This window comes from Betaproteobacteria bacterium (genome assembly GCA_009377585.1).
In the GTDB taxonomy this organism is placed as follows: Bacteria; Pseudomonadota; Gammaproteobacteria; order Burkholderiales; family WYBJ01; genus WYBJ01.
Genome location: WHTS01000084.1, coordinates 1 through 14,129 on the forward strand (window position 1 = coordinate 1; position 14,129 = coordinate 14,129).

The window sequence follows — 14,129 nt, forward strand, 5'->3', positions numbered from 1 at the left end:
CTAGGCGACGATCCGGAGATGGTGGCGCGCGAACTGCAGGACCAGTTTCCGAAAGCGAACCTGATCGGCGGAGACAGGGAGTTCGAGCAGTTCATCGCCAAGGTAGTCGGTTTCGTCGAGTCACCACGCATCGGTCTCGACCTGCCGCTGGACGTTCGCGGTACTGCGTTCCAGCAGCGCGTCTGGGAGGCGCTGCGAAAAATCCCCTTTGGCACCACGGCGAGCTACTCCGAGATCGCACAGCGTATCGGCACGCCCGGTGCGGCACGCGCCGTCGCCCAAGCCTGCGCATCGAACAGGCTTGCCGTTGCCATCCCCTGTCACCGCGTTGTGAGAAACGACGGCGGGTTATCGGGATATCGCTGGGGGGTCGAACGTAAGCGCGAGCTGCTGCAGCGTGAGGCTGCGCGATGAGCCGAGTCGCGACGGTTGAAGAACTTCGGCCGCTGCCGGGCATGGACATCCGCATCGGCAGCCAGGACCGGGATCGAATCGGTGTTGACCTCGACGCGGACGGTTCGAGCATCATTCGGGGCCTTATGAATGATGACGAGTGCGATCAGGTTGCAGCACTCTATGGAGACGAGCAGCTTTTTCGCAGCAAAGTCGTAATGTCCCGCCATGGATTCGGCAAGGGCGAGTACAAGTACTTCAGTTATCCGCTTCCGCCGCTCGTGGCCGAGTTGCGAACGCACGCGTGGGCGAAACTGGCGCCGATCGCCAATCGGTGGAATGAGGCGATGCGTATCGAGGTGCAGTATCCGCATTCGCATGCCGAATTCATCCAGCGCTGCCACGGTGCAGGGCAGACGCGGCCGACGCCGCTGATGCTCGACTACGGCGCGGGCGACTACAACTGCCTGCACCAGGACCTTTACGGTGAGCATGTGTTTCCACTGCAGCTCGCGATACTGCTATCGGAGCCGGGTAAAGATTTCACTGGCGGCGAGTTCGTGCTGACCGAGCAACGTCCCCGCATGCAGTCGCGGCCGCAAGTCGTACCGCTCGGCAAGGGCGATGCAGTGGTCTTCGCCGTACATCACCGCCCGGTGGAGGGAACGCGCGGCTATTACCGCGTCAACATGCGGCACGGCGTCAGCCGCATTACCACCGGCCATCGCCGCACCCTCGGCATCATCTTCCACGACGCCGCGTAAGACCCCACCAACCCCCTGAGCGGCAGTCCCATTGCGGATGGGACCATCTAATTTTTCACTTGTCCATTATGAGTCTATAATTAGCATCGTTATAGACGACACAGGACAAAACCATGTCGCAGGCTGCTGACAAGTCGGTTGCCTTAGGAAAGCCCCGACGCCGCGGAAGGAAGAGTCTCGCTTGGAGCGCGCGTCCAAAAGATCCTGCCCCGCGCGGAACGATCTCCGTCAAGTCCGTGCGTGCGAGCGCTGGTGAAGGCAAGCACCGGGTCGCAATTGCCTATCATTCGAGCAAAGGCGTTGACGACTACGTGCGCCAAGTTGTCAACGCCACCCCGATGCAAGTCGTCGAGATCGAGAGAGCCGGCGTTGTCGGGGCCTTCATCAAGGATCTCTCCAAGCGCATGGGCATTCCTTCATCGAGAATTTTCTCCATTCTCGGGATCCCGAAAGCCACTGCGGAGAAAAAGGCGGCGGCCGGCGAGATGGTTGCGGGCAGCGGAGGCCAGGCCGCGATCGGCATGGTAAAGCTGCTTGGGATCGCCCAGGAGATCGTCGCCAACAGCACGGCGCCGGAAGCCAGGGACTTTGACGCAGCCAAGTGGCTGGGGCTGTGGATCGAGCGCCCTCAGCCGTCTCTCGGTGGTCGCAAGCCCGCGGACTTGCTCGACACGCCCACCGGTATCGAAGTCGTCGGCCGATTATTGGGCTCTATCGAAAGCGGAGCCTATCAGTGAAGCTGTGGCGAATTGCCGCAGAGACACGCGAGTATAGAGCCGATGACCTTAGCGGCGGCGGTGCCGCCAAGAACCCAGGGCGATGGAACGGTGACAAGGAACCGGTCGTCTACAGCGCGCCGACGATCGCGATCGCCGTACTCGAGACTGCCACACACGTCGATGACGCCGGATTGCCTTTGAATCGGTACTTGGTCGAGATCGACGTGCCCAACGACATATGGGCACAGCGCGAAGAGTTGGGCGTCTCGAAATTGCCGGTCACATGGGCTGCCATTCCAGCCGGTCACGCCAGCGTCAAGATCGGATCGGACTGGTTGGCCTCGCTGAGGTCGCCGGTCTTGATGGTGCCCTCGGTCATCGTTCCGGAGGAATGGGCCTCCCTGATCAACCCCAGGCACAGCGCAGCGTCCAGGATCACGGCAAAGGTTGTCCGGCCTTTCGAATACAACAGGCTGTTTCGCCGCCCTTGATCTCTTGTTGCACCGATCCGGGATCGACAGCGTCTGCCCGTCCTTGTAGGCGTCCTGGGCCAGCTCGTCGCGGATCACGATCAGCCCCTGCGCATCGGAGCGGATCGAGCGCGAATCGTTGGCCGGTGCGCCTTGCGCCGGATCGTCCACCCGCTCCAGATGCCCGGTGACGTCGTACACGAAGCGCGAGAACTTGCCCTGCTGCTGGCTTAGCGACTATGCTTGCACCGCCTCGATCACCGGCCGCTCGATGGACCTCGCCGAACGCATCACCGGGAATTTTCGCGACAGCGCCAATCTGAAGCTCAGCGCCATGGAGGAGCTTGCGGGGCCGATCGCGGATGCGATCGAACGCATGGTCGCCTGCCTGCGCGACGACGGCAAGATCCTTTCCTGCGGCAACGGCGGCTCGGCCGCGGATGCGCAGCACTTTTCCTCCGAGCTGCTGAACCGTTTCGAAGCCGAGCGGCCCGGGCTGGCCGCGATTGCGCTCACCACCGACACCTCGACGCTGACCTCGATCGCCAACGATTACGACTACGAGCAGGTGTTCTCGCGCCAGGTGCGCGCGCTCGGCCATCCCGGCGACGTGCTGCTCGCCATTTCGACCAGCGGCAATTCACGCAACGTGATCGCAGCGCTTCACGCCGCGCACGAAGCGCAAATGACCGTGGTGGCGCTCACCGGACGCGGCGGTGGTGCCATGCTCTCCGAGCTGGCCCGGGGCGATATCCACATCTGCGTGCCGTCGATGGTGACGGCACGCATCCAGGAAGTACACCTTCTAACCCTGCACTGCCTGTGCGATGGCATCGATTGCCTGTTACTCGGAGTCCGCTGATATGCCTCGTGTCGCCCTGATCGCGTTGCTGCTCCTCTCTGCGCTGTTGTCCGGCTGTGCCGCCGTCATGGTGACCGGTGCGGGCGCCGGCGTGATGGCTGCCGAGGACCGGCGCACACTCGGCACGATCACCGAAGATCAGAGTATCGAGTTCAAGACCGGCAACCAGGTCTCGGAAAAGTACAAGGATCGCGTGCACCTCAACGTCACCAGCTACAACCGCATGGTGCTCCTGACCGGCGAGGTGCCGACCGAGGAGGTGAAGCGCGGTATCGAGCGCATCGCCCACTCGGTGGCTAACGTGCGCAGCGTCACCAACGAGCTGACCGTCGGCATACCGACCACATTGTCCAACCGCGCCAACGACTCCTACATCACCTCGAAGGTGAAGGCGCGTTTCGTCGACGCGCAGCGCTTCAATCCCTTGCACGTCAAGGTCGTCACCGAAAACAGCGTGGTTTACCTGCTCGGCCTGGTGCGCCAGCAGGAAGCCAAGGATGCCTCCCAACTGACGCGCACGACCGAGGGCGTGAAGAAGGTCGTGACGGTGTTCGAATACGTCAATTAGGACGCAGCGCCTCGGCGCTTGCCGCGTAATGGACGCGCCCGATCCCTCGTTCGAAGCCAAACTGTGCGCGCCGGAATCGGTTGCGGCTCGTGCCGCCGCTCTGCCGCGGCCGCTCGTTTTCACCAACGGCTGCTTCGATCTCCTGCACCGCGGCCATGTCACCTATCTTGCGCAGACACGCGCGCTCGGCGCAAGCCTGATCGTGGCACTGAACACCGACGCGTCGGTCAGGCGCCTGGGCAAAGGCGACGAGCGCCCGATCAACCGTCTGGAGGATCGCGCCGCCGTGATCGCCGCGCTCGCCGCGGTCGATCTCGTGACCTGGTTCGATGCCGATACGCCGATCGATCTGATCGTGCAGCTTCGCCCGGACGTTCTGGTCAAGGGCGGCGACTGGCCGCAGGAGCGGATCGTCGGCGCCGCCGAGGTGCGGCTGCGGGGTGGGCGGGTCGTTTCGTTGCCGTTCCGCCACGATCGCTCGACCACCGGCCTGATCGAGCGCATCCGCAAGACCGCTGGCTGACCGCGCCGGCGCGGCCGCAACCGACCCGCCGCAGCGCCATGCGTTCAGTCGCCTTTCGGACCGGCGCGCAAAGCCCGCCGCGCGAGCGCCCAGCGATGCACTTCCGAAGGTCCGTCGTAGATGCGAAACGCGCGCAGCTCGCGAAAGATGCGCTCGACCACCGTGTCGTGCGTGACGCCCATGCCGCCCAGGATCTGAACGCAGCGATCGGCGACGCGATACAGTGCTTCCGAGCAGATCACTTTCGCCATGCTCGATGCCGAGCCGGCGGAGCGGCCCTGGTCGAGCAGCCACGCGCAGTGCCAGATCGCCAGACGCGATTGATGCAAATCGATCTCGTTGTCCGCCAGCATGAAGCCCACCCCTTCGTGCTCGCCGAGCGTCTTGCCGAACGCGCGCCGTTTCGCGGCGTAGTCGCGCGCGATGTCGTGGGCGCGGCTCGCGGCCCCCAGCCAGCGCATGCAGTGCGTGAGCCGGGCCGGCGCCAGACGCACCTGGGCGTACTTGAATCCCTCGCCCGGCGCACCGAGCACGTTTTCGACCGGGACCCGCAGATCGTCGAAGCGCAGCACCGCGTGGCCCCCGGCGAATCCCTGGTCGATCGTATCGAGGATGCGTTCGATCACGATGCCGGGCGCGTTCATGTGGGAGAGCAGCATGGTCGCGCCTTCCTCGGCGCGGGCCATGATGATGACGAAGGCCGCCCCCTGGGCGCCAGTGATCAGCCATTTGCGGCCGTTCACGAGGTAGTGGTCGCCGTCGCGGCGTGCCTCGGTCAGGAGCAGGCTGGGATCGGCGCCTGCGCCCGGCGCCGGCTCGGTCATCGCGAAGCACGAGCGCGTCTCGCCGGCCGCGAGCGGGCGCAGGAAGCGCTCCTTCTGCTCGCCGCTCGCGATCAGCTCCAGCATGTGCATGTTGCCCTCGTCCGGCGCCGAGCAGTTCATCGCGATCGGTCCGATCGGGGAGTAGCCGGCAGCCTCGAACACGATCGCGCAGCTCACGTGGTCGAGTCCGAGCCCTCCCCATTCCCGGCCGACGTGGGGGGCAAGAAGCGCTTCGGCGTGGGCAAGCGCGTTCAGCTCGCGGCGGAAATCGTCTTGCGGGCCATGGGGGCCCTGGCGCGGGTCGGCCTCCAGCGGAACGATTCGACCGCGTATGAAGGCCTCGACTTTGGCGCGCAAGGCGGCCTGCTGTGGCGTGGGCGAGAAATCGATCATTGCGAATCCTTCCTGCGCGTTCGAACCGGCGCTATATCGATATCACGGCGGGCAGGCCGCGGCGCGCAGCTCGGTGCCCGGGAAACCGAATCGCAGTTCCGCCATGCGCGCGGCCAACGCCGCGGTCGGCTCGACGATGAAAAGCGAGGTGAGGCGCAGGAGGTCGTTACGCTGGGCGATCGCGACGTTGCGCACGCCCCCCGCCTTCATGCGCACGAGCTGCGCGCTTGCCGCTTCCTGGGTCTTGAAGATGCCTAGTGAAATCGCGTTGCGCCAGCGTTCACCGTCGGTCACGATCTGAACGTCCTTCACCCCGGCTGCTTCGATCGCTTGCGCACGCCGCTCGGCTTCTTCTCGTGAACGCAGCGGCGGGACATGCACCCACCAAGCGAGGGCGGGACCGAGCTCGCGCACAATCGTTCGTGTCGCGCCGAGTGCGGCAATCTCGGCCTGCGCGCGTTCCAGCTCAGCGGCGCCGAACGTACCCCATTCGAGACATGCGGCAGTGACCGGCTTCGGCGCAGGATTCTCCACCGCCTTCTCGGCGGCCTTCTCGGCGGGCGTCGCGGCAGGCTCGACGGGCGGAGACGTAGCGGCTTCAGCCGCCGCGGGCGGCAACACCTTCACCTTGTCGGCGTCCACTTCCCGTCCGCGGACTTCGGCTTCGCCGCTCGGCGTCTTTTCAGCCAGGAAGTATCCGCCCACGGCGATATTCGCGATCAGCAGAACGAACACGACCCACGGCACTCTAGCCACCCTCCTCAGCGATCGCGGCAAGACCCTCCAGCACGAGATGATCCACCTCCACGGTGTCGAGCGTGGCGAGCAGCGGGCGCAGCACGGGCGCCGCACCTCCGCCCAGAACGACGCGCACCGGGCTCTGCCCGCTAGCCTGCATGAAGCTCGTCATGCGCTCGATCGCACCCGCAGCCGCATGCGCCGCGCCGCTCATGATGGCATCGCCCGTATTGGCCGGAAAGAACCGCACTTCTCCGGGTTGCATGCGAAGTCCTGCGGTATACGCGTCCAGCGCGCGGCGCATCAATTCGATTCCCGGCGCGATGATACCGCCGAGAAAGACGCCTTCGTCGCTCAACGCATCGATCGTAAGCGCCGTACCGGCATTGACCGCCAGGCAGGGGCCGCCGAAGAGGCGGCGCACGGCAATGAGCGCAGCCCAGCGGTCGGCACCGAGCTGTGTGGGATCGTCGTAGCTCGAGCGCACGCCGCATTGTTGCGCGCACGCCTGGATGAATTCGGGCAGGCAGCCGAACTGCGCCGACGCACGCTCGATGGCCGCCTGCACCGCGGCACCGGCAACGTTGGCGACGAGGATGCGCTCGGGCCGATGCGAGCAACCGAGTGCCTCGGCCAGGGTTCCGACTTCGGCAACGGGCAGCGCGCCCACGCTCTCCCAGGCGCCGTCGCGACGCAGTCCCCACTTGATTCGCGTGTTGCCGGCATCCAGCGTCAGGATCATGCGCTCGCTCGCAACGATACGTCGCCCGTCATTACCGCGTGCGTGCCGTGGACGGTGGCGAGCAGCAAGCGGCCGCTCGCATCCACGCCGGAGGCGATCCCGAGCAAGCGTTCACCGTTCGGGAGCGCCAGCTCGACGCGCCGGCCCGCATGCGCATGATAACGGTCCCACTCGGCACGCGAGGTCGCGAAGCCTTCCCGGGCAAAACTGCCGAGCACGTCGGACAACTCCAGCAGCATCGCGGCGAGCCAATCGTTGCGCGACCATACGGGACCGCCGGCTTCGCATACGTCGCACACCGCTTGGTCGATCCGCGCACGCTCCTCGCTGCACAAGCGCACATTCACGCCGATGCCGATCACGGCCACGCACGGTCCCGCGGCATCGCCATGCGCTTCGACCAGGATGCCACCCAGCTTGCGTTCCCGCCACAGCAGATCGTTCGGCCATTTGAGCTCGGCCGCCACTTCGTGCCGCCGTAGCGCCCGCGCGATCGCGACGCCTGCGGCGAGGCTCAATCCACTCAGGGCCGATACGGGTCGGACGTGGAAGCGCCAAAGCAGCGAGAAGGTGAGCGCGGTGCAAATTCCGGAATGCCAGTGCCGGCCCTGCCGGCCACGGCCTTCGGTCTGTAGTTCGGCGACGAGCACCTGGCCATGCGGCGCATCGCTGCGCGCTGCTCGCATCAGATCGGCGTTGGTCGAACCGCAACAATCGACGACGGTCACCGCCATGCCCGTACGCCCAATCGCAGGCGCGATGCGTGCGGCATCCAGCCAATCGAGCGCCTCTGTGAGCCGATAACCGCGGTGCGCGTCGTATTGTATCGGCGCGCCGGCCGCCATCGCCTGCCGCAAGGCTTCCGCGACCGCTTCGGGCGAAGCTGCGAGCGAAGCTGCAAGCGCAGTGGCCGGCTGGTAGCCGCGAGGACTGAGCCGCTTGAGCGCGGCGACGATCAGCGTGTGCACGCGGAGCGAGCATAGGCACGTCTCGGGCACAAGTAAAGCAATCAGCGTTCAGTCAGGTTCGTACGTGAGGCCACAGTGCAATCCCGCTCACTCGGCTTCTTGCGTGCGGCAACAGGGCAGGCATGCGCGCGATGATGCTCACGGGCCGTACACGGCGGGCAGGTACAATGGCCGCGAAGGCTCCATCGTCTCGCAGCAGGAAATGAACCGTCATGGGCTCACCCGATCTGTGGTTGTGGCTGGCAGCATGCGTGTTGATCGGCGTCGGAATCGGCGGCACCGTGTTGCCGGCGCTGCCCGGTGCGCCGCTGGTTTTCGGCGGCCTGCTGCTCGCCGCCTGGATCGACGATTTTCGCGAAGTCGGCTATGTGACCCTCGCCGTCCTCGGCGCATTGACGTTGGTCACCGTGATCGCCGACATTGCGGCCACCATGCTCGGCGCCAAGCGGGTCGGCGCTACGCGCGCCGGCATCGTCGGCTCCGCGCTCGGGACGATACTGGGCATGTTCTTCGGCTTCGCCGGGCTCCTCGTCGGTCCCTTCGCCGGTGCGTTGATCGGGGAACTGAGCGCGCGGCGCGGACTTTTCTCCGCAGGGCGCGTCGCAGTTGCCACCTGGGTCGCCCTGGTATTCGCGGTCGTGGTCAAACTCGCGGTCGTCTTCATGATGATCGGCATCTTCGTGCTCGCCTACCTCCTGTAGCGCCGCGAAGCGGGCGCGGCGGAGCGCCGAAGCCGGCTTGGTAGAATGGCTGCGCCCGCTCGGCCGCATCCGAGCGGACCAGAACAGGATTCGCGCATGAGCACCAAACCATCCCGCGGGGCCCAAGCCAAGGCAGCAGCCGCGAACGAACCCGCTGTGTCGAACTTCCTGCGCGCGATCGTCGAGGACGATTTGCGCAGCGGCCGCAACGCCGGGCGCAAGTGGAGCGGTACGCCCGGGCCGGCGGCCGTGCAGGCGGGTGCACCACCTGATCCCTGGCCGGTGCGCACGCGCTTTCCGCCGGAACCGAACGGCTACCTGCACCTGGGACACTCGAAAGCGATCTGCCTCAACTTCGGCCTCGCCCGCGACTACGGCGGCACGTGCCATCTGCGCTTCGCTGGCCGGTGCGCACGCGCTTTCCGCCGGAACCGAACGGCTACCTGCACCTGGGGCACTCGAAAGCGATCTGCCTCAACTTCGGCCTCGCCCGCGACTACGGCGGCACGTGCCATCTGCGCTTCGACGACACCAACCCGGCCAAGGAAGAGCAGGAGTACGTCGACTCGATCATCGACGCGGTGCACTGGCTCGGGTTCGACTGGGGCGAGCACCTTTACTTCGCCTCGGATTATTTCCAGACGCTGTACGAGCTCGCCGAAGCGTTCATCACCCACGGCCTCGCTTATGTCGACAGCCAGAGCGCGGAGGAGATGCGCGCCAACCGCGGCACGCTGACCGAGCCGGGGCGCGCGAGCCCCTACCACGATCGCACGCCGGACGAGAACCTGGCGCTGTTCCGGCGCATGGCGGCGGGCGAATTCCCCGACGGTGCGCACGTTTTACGGCTCAAGATCGACATGGCCGCGCCCAACATCGTGCTGCGCGATCCGGCCATCTTCCGCATCCGCCATGCGCAGCACCACCGCACCGGCAACCGCTGGTGCGTCTATCCGCTGTACGACTATGCGCACTGCATCTCGGATGCGCTCGAGAACATCACGCACTCGATCTGCACGCTCGAATTCGAGAACAACCGCGCGCTGTACGACTGGATCGTGCAGAAGCTGGCGGAGCTCGGCTTGCTCGCGCGGCCGTTGCCGCACCAGTACGAGTTCGCGCGGCTCAACCTCACCTACGTCGTGCTGTCGAAGCGGCGCCTGATCCAGCTGGTCGACGAGGGCTTCGTCGACGGCTGGGACGACCCGCGCATGCCGACGCTGGTCGGCGCGCGCCGGCGCGGCTTCACCCCGGAGGGCTTTCGCCTGTTCGCCGAGCGCATCGGCGTCTCCAAGGCCGATTCGTGGATCGACTACGCCGTCCTCGAGGAGTGCATGCGCGAACACATGAACGAAACGGCGCCGCGTCGCATCGCGGTGCTCGATCCGGTGAAGCTCGTGATCGAAAACTATCCTGAAGGCGCCGAGGAGGCGTGCGCAGCGCCGAACCACCCGCAACGGCCGGACTGGGGCAAGCGCGAGCTGCCGTTCACGCGCGAGCTGTGGATCGAGCGCGAGGACTTCAGCGAAAGCCCGCCGAAGGGTTACTTCCGTCTCTATCCCGGAAATCGTGTCCGCTTGCGTTACGGCTTCGTGGTCGAATGCACTGGCTGCGACAAGGACAGCGCGGGAACCGTAACGGCGGTGCGCTGCACGTACTTCCCGGACTCGAAATCGGGCACACCGGGCTCGGATGCCTACAAGGTGAAGGGCAACCTTCATTGGGTCAGCGCGCGTCACGCCTACGAGGCGTCGGTGCGGCTGTACGACCGGTTGTTCAAGGTACCGCATCCGGGCACCGAGCGCGATTTCATCGCGGACCTCAATCCCGATTCGAAGCAAGTCGTCGCGGCCCAGCTCGAGCCGGCGCTGCGCGAAGCCGAACCGGAAGCGCGCTTTCAGTTCGAGCGCCACGGCTATTTCGTCACCGACCGGGTCGAATCGCGCCCCGGTGCCCCGGTATTCAACCGCGCGGTCAGCTTGAAGGATTCGTGGAAGGGATAGCGCTCGAGCGCGATGCCGGCAGGCTCAGACCTGCCGCAATGCCACAGCGCGTTACTGCGCTGCGACGCCGTCGTACAGATCCGAGCGCGCCGCGGCTCCGGTCACTGGCGCAAGCTCGGTGACCCGGACACCGAGCAGCCGCACCCGCCGATCGAGCTTCACCCGCCGCAAGCACTCGCGCGCGGCTTCCGTGATGACGCGGGCATCGTCGGTCGGCTCGGCCAGGGTGCGATCGCGCGTGAGCGTGCGGAAGTCCGCGAAGCGCAGCTTGATGCCGACCGTGCGGCCAGCATAGCCGCGCCGGCGAAGGTCCTCGGCCACCTGCGCGCTCAACGCCGCCAGGGTCTGCTCGATCACGCGCGGATCGGCCACGTCTTCCTGGAAGGTCGTTTCCCGGCTGCGCGACTTGGGCTCGCGCACGGTGACGACCGGCGTGTCGTGCTGCCCGTGCGCTGCTGCGTGCATGAACGCGGCCATCGCATTGCCGAAGTGGCGTGCGAGCCGCACCAGCGGCGCAGCGGCAAGCTCGCCGATGGATTGAATGCCGAGCGCGTCGAGCTTCTGCTCCGCCTTGGCACCGATACCGGGAATCTTGCGCGCAGGCAGCGGCCAGATGCGTGGCTCGATGTCCTCGGGGCTCAGGATGGTGAGACCGTCGGGCTTGTCCAGGTCGGACGCGATCTTCGCCAGCAGCTTGTTGGGGGCGATGCCGATCGAGCAGGTCATGGCGGTGTCGGCAAGAATCCGCGCCTTGAGCTGCCGCCCGAGCGCGTCGCTCGGCTCACCATTCGCGCTGATGTCGAGATAGGCCTCGTCGATCCCCCGGTCCTCGAACAGCGGCGAGACGTCCTGCATCGCCGCCTTGAATACCTGCGACCAGCGTGCATACTCGGCGAAGTCGGTCGGCAGATAGACCGCATCGGGACAAAGCCGCTGCGCGGTGCGAAACGGCATGCCGGAGTGCACGCCGAACTTGCGCGCCTCGTAGGTCGCAGTAGCCACGACCCCGCGCCGGCTGGGATCGCCCCGGCCGCCGATGATGACGGGTTTCCCGCGCAGATCGGGCCGGCGCAGCAGCTCCACCGCCGCGAAGAAGGCGTCCATGTCGAGGTGCAGGATTCGGCGTGCGGAGGGTGTGTTCACGGGGCCGACGGCAAACGAAATGTCGTACGATAGCGCAAGCTGATGGTGGCGCCTTTTTCCCCTCCTCTCAGGAGGAGGGGTGTCGGCGCAGCCGACGGGGTGGTGGTTTAGGTTGTAGCAGCAAACCACCCCGTCCGCGCCACTGACGCGTCCCGCCCCTCCTCCGCGAGGAGGGGAGCGTCAACACGAAGCGCCGGGTGGTATGGTTCTTTCGGAGAATGCTCATGACGATTCGCTGCAAAGCCGCGGTCCTTCGAACCATCGGCGCGCCACGGCCCTATGCGCGCTCGCGCCCTCTGTCGATCGAGGAGATCGAGCTCGCTCCCCCGAAGCCGGTCGAGCTGCTGGTCAGGATCGCCGGCGCAGGCTTGTGCCATTCGGATCTGTCCGTGATCAACGGCGATCGTCCGCGTCCCGTGCCGATGGTGCTGGGCCACGAAGGCTCGGGCGAAGTCGTCGAGGTGGGCTCGGCCGTCGACGACGTGCGCCCCGGAGACCACGTGGTATTCCAGTTCTCGGCTTCGTGCGGGCGCTGCCCGCGCTGCGTCGAAGGCCGCCCGCAGGTGTGCGAACGTGCCGCCGCCGCAAAAGCGGCCGGTGGGCTGATGGCGGGCGGAAGCCGCATCAGCGCCGTGAACGGCGAGCGCATCGCCCATCATTCCGGGCTTTCCTGCATGGCCGAATACGCGGTGGTGGATCGCGGCAGCGTGGTGGTGATCGACAAAGCGATGCCGCTCGCGGACGCGGCGTTGTTCGGCTGCGCGGTGATGACCGGCGTCGGGGCGGTGATCAATACCGCGCGCATCCGTCCAGGCGATACGGTCGCCGTCCTCGGCTTGGGCGGCGTGGGTCTGAGCGGCGTCCTCGGCGCCCGGCTCGCAGGTGCGGAAACGATCGTCGCGATCGATCCCGCCGCATGGAAGCTCGAGGTTGCAGCGAGCGTCGGCGCCACGCACATGGTATGCGCGACCGATCCGGATTGCGTGCAGCAGGTACGCGACCTCACGCGCGGCGGCGTGGACTATGCGTTCGAGCTGGTGGGCAACATCGATGCGATGCAGACGGCGTACGCGATCGTCAAGTACGGCGGCACGGTCGTGGTGGCCGGATTACCGCCCGTGGGCGCCACTTTCCGTGTCGATCAATGCGACCTGGTCGGGCAGGAGAAGGCGATCCGCGGCAGCTACATGGGTTCGTGCGTGCCGGTGCGCGATATTCCGCGCTTCATCCGCCTCTACCAGGAAGGCCGCCTGCCGGTTGACCGGCTGATCGACGGCCACATCGGCTTCGACCAGCTCAATGCCGGGTTCGACACGCTGCAGGACGTAAAGGCCATCCGGCAGATCCTCACGCCGCATGTGGCTGCGGCGTGACTACCCGGCCTGGATGCCCGCCTGCGCGGGCATGACGGAGCCTGTCGCTCCCGCGTAACCGGGAACCGAGTGTCGGCCTGCGCTGCTTCGTAGTGGCGCAGGGGCGGGCAGGAGACTACAGCGGCCGGATCGCGACCTTGCGCCACTTGATGGCGCCGCCAGGTTCCTTGCCCCGGTTGCCGAACTGCAGCGTGAAGGGCCCGGACTTGAACTTGTCGTTCACCATGTGTACGGTCACCTCACCGTTCAACCGCACCGTGACTTGCGAACCTTTGGCGTGGATCTCCATCGTGTTCCACTTGCCGCCCGCCTTGTACTTCGCCGGCACCGGGATTTGCGCGAAGTTGACGATCGCACCGGTCGAATACTCCTGGCCCGGGCGCTGATCGAAGATGTTCACTTCGTATGCACTGTCAGCCCCGACCTTTTTCGGGTCGCTGGCGCGGATGAAGACACCGCTATTGGTGGTGGGTTCGGCAAAGAATTCGACGTACAACTCGAAATCGCCGTACGACTGCTTCGAGACCAGGTGGCTCGTATTCTTTGATTTGTCGGCGACTATCGCCCCGCCTTGCGCGCGCCAGTTCGCACCGCCGATTCGATTGAGGTTGTCCAGCCCCTTCTCGCCGTCGATCAGCGTGGTCCAGCCCGAGTCCGGCCCGGGCGTGGCGCAGCCGGCGAGGGTGAACGCGACGCACAGCAGTGCAGCAACGAGACGCTTCATGACGATCTCCCCCTTCGGGTTGTCTGAGGAACGTCATTCTCCGCAACGGGAATCCAGGGCTGCTCGATTTCCCCGGGGCTTCGCCTGCGCGGGAGCGACGCCCAATACGTCGTGTGGCGATTCGAATTGTGGGCGCCCGATCGAGTCGATCCAAGAAAAAGATACGCGCAACGGTTGCATCCCGAAACAGGGGTTGCGGCGATGCCACAGGGGTATGCTTG

The 14,129-nt window shown here is 66.0% G+C and carries 16 protein-coding genes and 1 pseudogene; 11 read left to right on the plus strand and 6 right to left on the minus strand.

The features are described from left to right. From GEV05_21665 to rfaE2, 7 genes are all read left to right on the plus strand, one after another. A partial coding sequence (locus tag GEV05_21665; protein MPZ45945.1) for a methylated-DNA--[protein]-cysteine S-methyltransferase occupies positions 1–414 on the plus strand: 414 nt, incomplete at its 5' end. Between the two features lie 41 nt (positions 415–455). Further along, entirely contained in the window at positions 456–1,157 is a 702-nt protein-coding gene (locus tag GEV05_21670; protein MPZ45946.1) for a proline hydroxylase, read from the plus strand. Positions 1,158–1,270: 113 nt separating this feature from the next. After that, positions 1,271–1,894 carry a DUF2384 domain-containing protein gene (locus tag GEV05_21675; GenBank protein MPZ45947.1) on the plus strand — a complete coding sequence of 208 codons (624 nt, stop codon included), beginning with the start codon at positions 1,271–1,273 and terminating at the stop codon, positions 1,892–1,894. Further along, complete coding sequence (locus GEV05_21680; GenBank protein MPZ45948.1) at positions 1,891–2,367, plus strand: RES domain-containing protein; 477 nt, start codon at positions 1,891–1,893, stop codon at positions 2,365–2,367. The genes GEV05_21675 and GEV05_21680 overlap by 4 nt, the downstream gene beginning before the upstream one ends. A gap of 250 nt (positions 2,368–2,617) precedes the next feature. After that, positions 2,618–3,208, plus strand: a complete 591-nt coding sequence (locus tag GEV05_21685) for a phosphoheptose isomerase (GenBank protein MPZ45949.1) — start codon at positions 2,618–2,620, stop codon at positions 3,206–3,208. A gap of 1 nt (position 3,209) precedes the next feature. Further along, positions 3,210–3,776, plus strand: a complete 567-nt coding sequence (locus GEV05_21690) for a BON domain-containing protein (GenBank protein ID MPZ45950.1) — start codon at positions 3,210–3,212, stop codon at positions 3,774–3,776. A 28-nt stretch (positions 3,777–3,804) separates the two neighbouring features. Then, positions 3,805–4,299, plus strand: coding sequence for a D-glycero-beta-D-manno-heptose 1-phosphate adenylyltransferase (rfaE2, locus tag GEV05_21695; protein ID MPZ45951.1), 495 nt, complete (start codon positions 3,805–3,807; stop codon positions 4,297–4,299). A 44-nt stretch (positions 4,300–4,343) separates the two neighbouring features. Here rfaE2 and GEV05_21700 read toward each other — a convergent pair whose 3' ends face one another. From GEV05_21700 to GEV05_21715, 4 genes are read right to left on the minus strand one after another with little or no spacing between them, the layout of a single operon-like run. After that, a complete protein-coding gene (locus tag GEV05_21700; GenBank protein MPZ45952.1) occupies positions 4,344–5,513 on the minus strand; it encodes an acyl-CoA dehydrogenase in 1,170 nt (389 codons plus the stop codon). Positions 5,514–5,558: 45 nt separating this feature from the next. After that, on the minus strand, positions 5,559–6,368 hold the full coding sequence (locus tag GEV05_21705; protein MPZ45953.1) for a hypothetical protein: 810 nt from the start codon (positions 6,366–6,368) through the stop codon (positions 5,559–5,561). Continuing rightward, complete coding sequence (locus tag GEV05_21710) at positions 6,265–6,996, minus strand: type III pantothenate kinase (GenBank protein ID MPZ45954.1); 732 nt, start codon at positions 6,994–6,996, stop codon at positions 6,265–6,267. Before GEV05_21710 ends, GEV05_21705 begins: the two co-directional genes overlap by 104 nt. Beyond that, positions 6,993–7,964, minus strand: coding sequence for a biotin--[acetyl-CoA-carboxylase] ligase (locus GEV05_21715; GenBank protein ID MPZ45955.1), 972 nt, complete (start codon positions 7,962–7,964; stop codon positions 6,993–6,995). Before GEV05_21715 ends, GEV05_21710 begins: the two co-directional genes overlap by 4 nt. 212 nt (positions 7,965–8,176) lie before the next feature. Between GEV05_21715 and GEV05_21720 the strand changes: the two genes are divergently transcribed. The 3 genes and pseudogenes from GEV05_21720 (at position 8,177) to GEV05_21730 (ending at position 10,668) form a co-directional block, all read left to right on the plus strand. Then, entirely contained in the window at positions 8,177–8,665 is a 489-nt protein-coding gene (locus tag GEV05_21720) for a DUF456 family protein (protein MPZ45956.1), read from the plus strand. Positions 8,666–8,761: 96 nt separating this feature from the next. Further along, positions 8,762–9,064: pseudogene (locus GEV05_21725) on the plus strand (glutamine--tRNA ligase). Then, positions 9,010–10,668, plus strand: coding sequence for a glutamine--tRNA ligase/YqeY domain fusion protein (locus tag GEV05_21730; GenBank protein MPZ45957.1), 1,659 nt, complete (start codon positions 9,010–9,012; stop codon positions 10,666–10,668). Before GEV05_21725 ends, GEV05_21730 begins: the two are co-directional and overlap by 55 nt. 51 nt (positions 10,669–10,719) lie before the next feature. On the opposite strand, the gene dinB is transcribed toward GEV05_21730, so the two are convergent. Continuing rightward, the gene (gene dinB / locus GEV05_21735; GenBank protein ID MPZ45958.1) at positions 10,720–11,772 is read right to left on the minus strand and encodes a DNA polymerase IV; all 1,053 of its coding nucleotides are present in this window, start codon (positions 11,770–11,772) and stop codon (positions 10,720–10,722) included. A gap of 263 nt (positions 11,773–12,035) precedes the next feature. Here dinB and GEV05_21740 point away from each other — a divergent pair, with 263 nt between their 5' ends. Continuing rightward, positions 12,036–13,184: an alcohol dehydrogenase catalytic domain-containing protein gene (locus tag GEV05_21740; protein ID MPZ45959.1), complete on the plus strand. Its 1,149-nt coding sequence runs from the start codon at positions 12,036–12,038 to the stop codon at positions 13,182–13,184. Positions 13,185–13,299: 115 nt separating this feature from the next. Here the strand turns inward: GEV05_21740 and GEV05_21745 are convergent, their stop codons facing one another. After that, the gene (locus GEV05_21745) at positions 13,300–13,908 is read right to left on the minus strand and encodes a DUF1080 domain-containing protein (protein MPZ45960.1); all 609 of its coding nucleotides are present in this window, start codon (positions 13,906–13,908) and stop codon (positions 13,300–13,302) included. Positions 13,909–14,129 lie beyond the last annotated feature (221 nt).

What these genes read in the sequence shown, in the direction of transcription:
- GEV05_21670 (MPZ45946.1), top strand. Translation starts at nt 456, where the DNA reads ATGGACATCCGCATCGGCAGCCAGGACCGGGATCGAATCGGTGTTGAC.
- GEV05_21675 (MPZ45947.1), top strand. Translation starts at nt 1,271, where the DNA reads ATGTCGCAGGCTGCTGACAAGTCGGTTGCCTTAGGAAAGCCCCGACGC.
- GEV05_21685 (MPZ45949.1), top strand. Translation starts at nt 2,618, where the DNA reads ATGGACCTCGCCGAACGCATCACCGGGAATTTTCGCGACAGCGCCAAT.
- GEV05_21690 (MPZ45950.1), top strand. Translation starts at nt 3,210, where the DNA reads ATGCCTCGTGTCGCCCTGATCGCGTTGCTGCTCCTCTCTGCGCTGTTG.
- rfaE2 (MPZ45951.1), top strand. Translation starts at nt 3,805, where the DNA reads ATGGACGCGCCCGATCCCTCGTTCGAAGCCAAACTGTGCGCGCCGGAA.
- GEV05_21710 (MPZ45954.1), bottom strand. Translation starts at nt 6,996, where the DNA reads ATGATCCTGACGCTGGATGCCGGCAACACGCGAATCAAGTGGGGACTG.
- GEV05_21720 (MPZ45956.1), top strand. Translation starts at nt 8,177, where the DNA reads ATGGGCTCACCCGATCTGTGGTTGTGGCTGGCAGCATGCGTGTTGATC.
- dinB (MPZ45958.1), bottom strand. Translation starts at nt 11,772, where the DNA reads ATGGACGCCTTCTTCGCGGCGGTGGAGCTGCTGCGCCGGCCCGATCTG.
- GEV05_21740 (MPZ45959.1), top strand. Translation starts at nt 12,036, where the DNA reads ATGACGATTCGCTGCAAAGCCGCGGTCCTTCGAACCATCGGCGCGCCA.
- GEV05_21745 (MPZ45960.1), bottom strand. Translation starts at nt 13,908, where the DNA reads ATGAAGCGTCTCGTTGCTGCACTGCTGTGCGTCGCGTTCACCCTCGCC.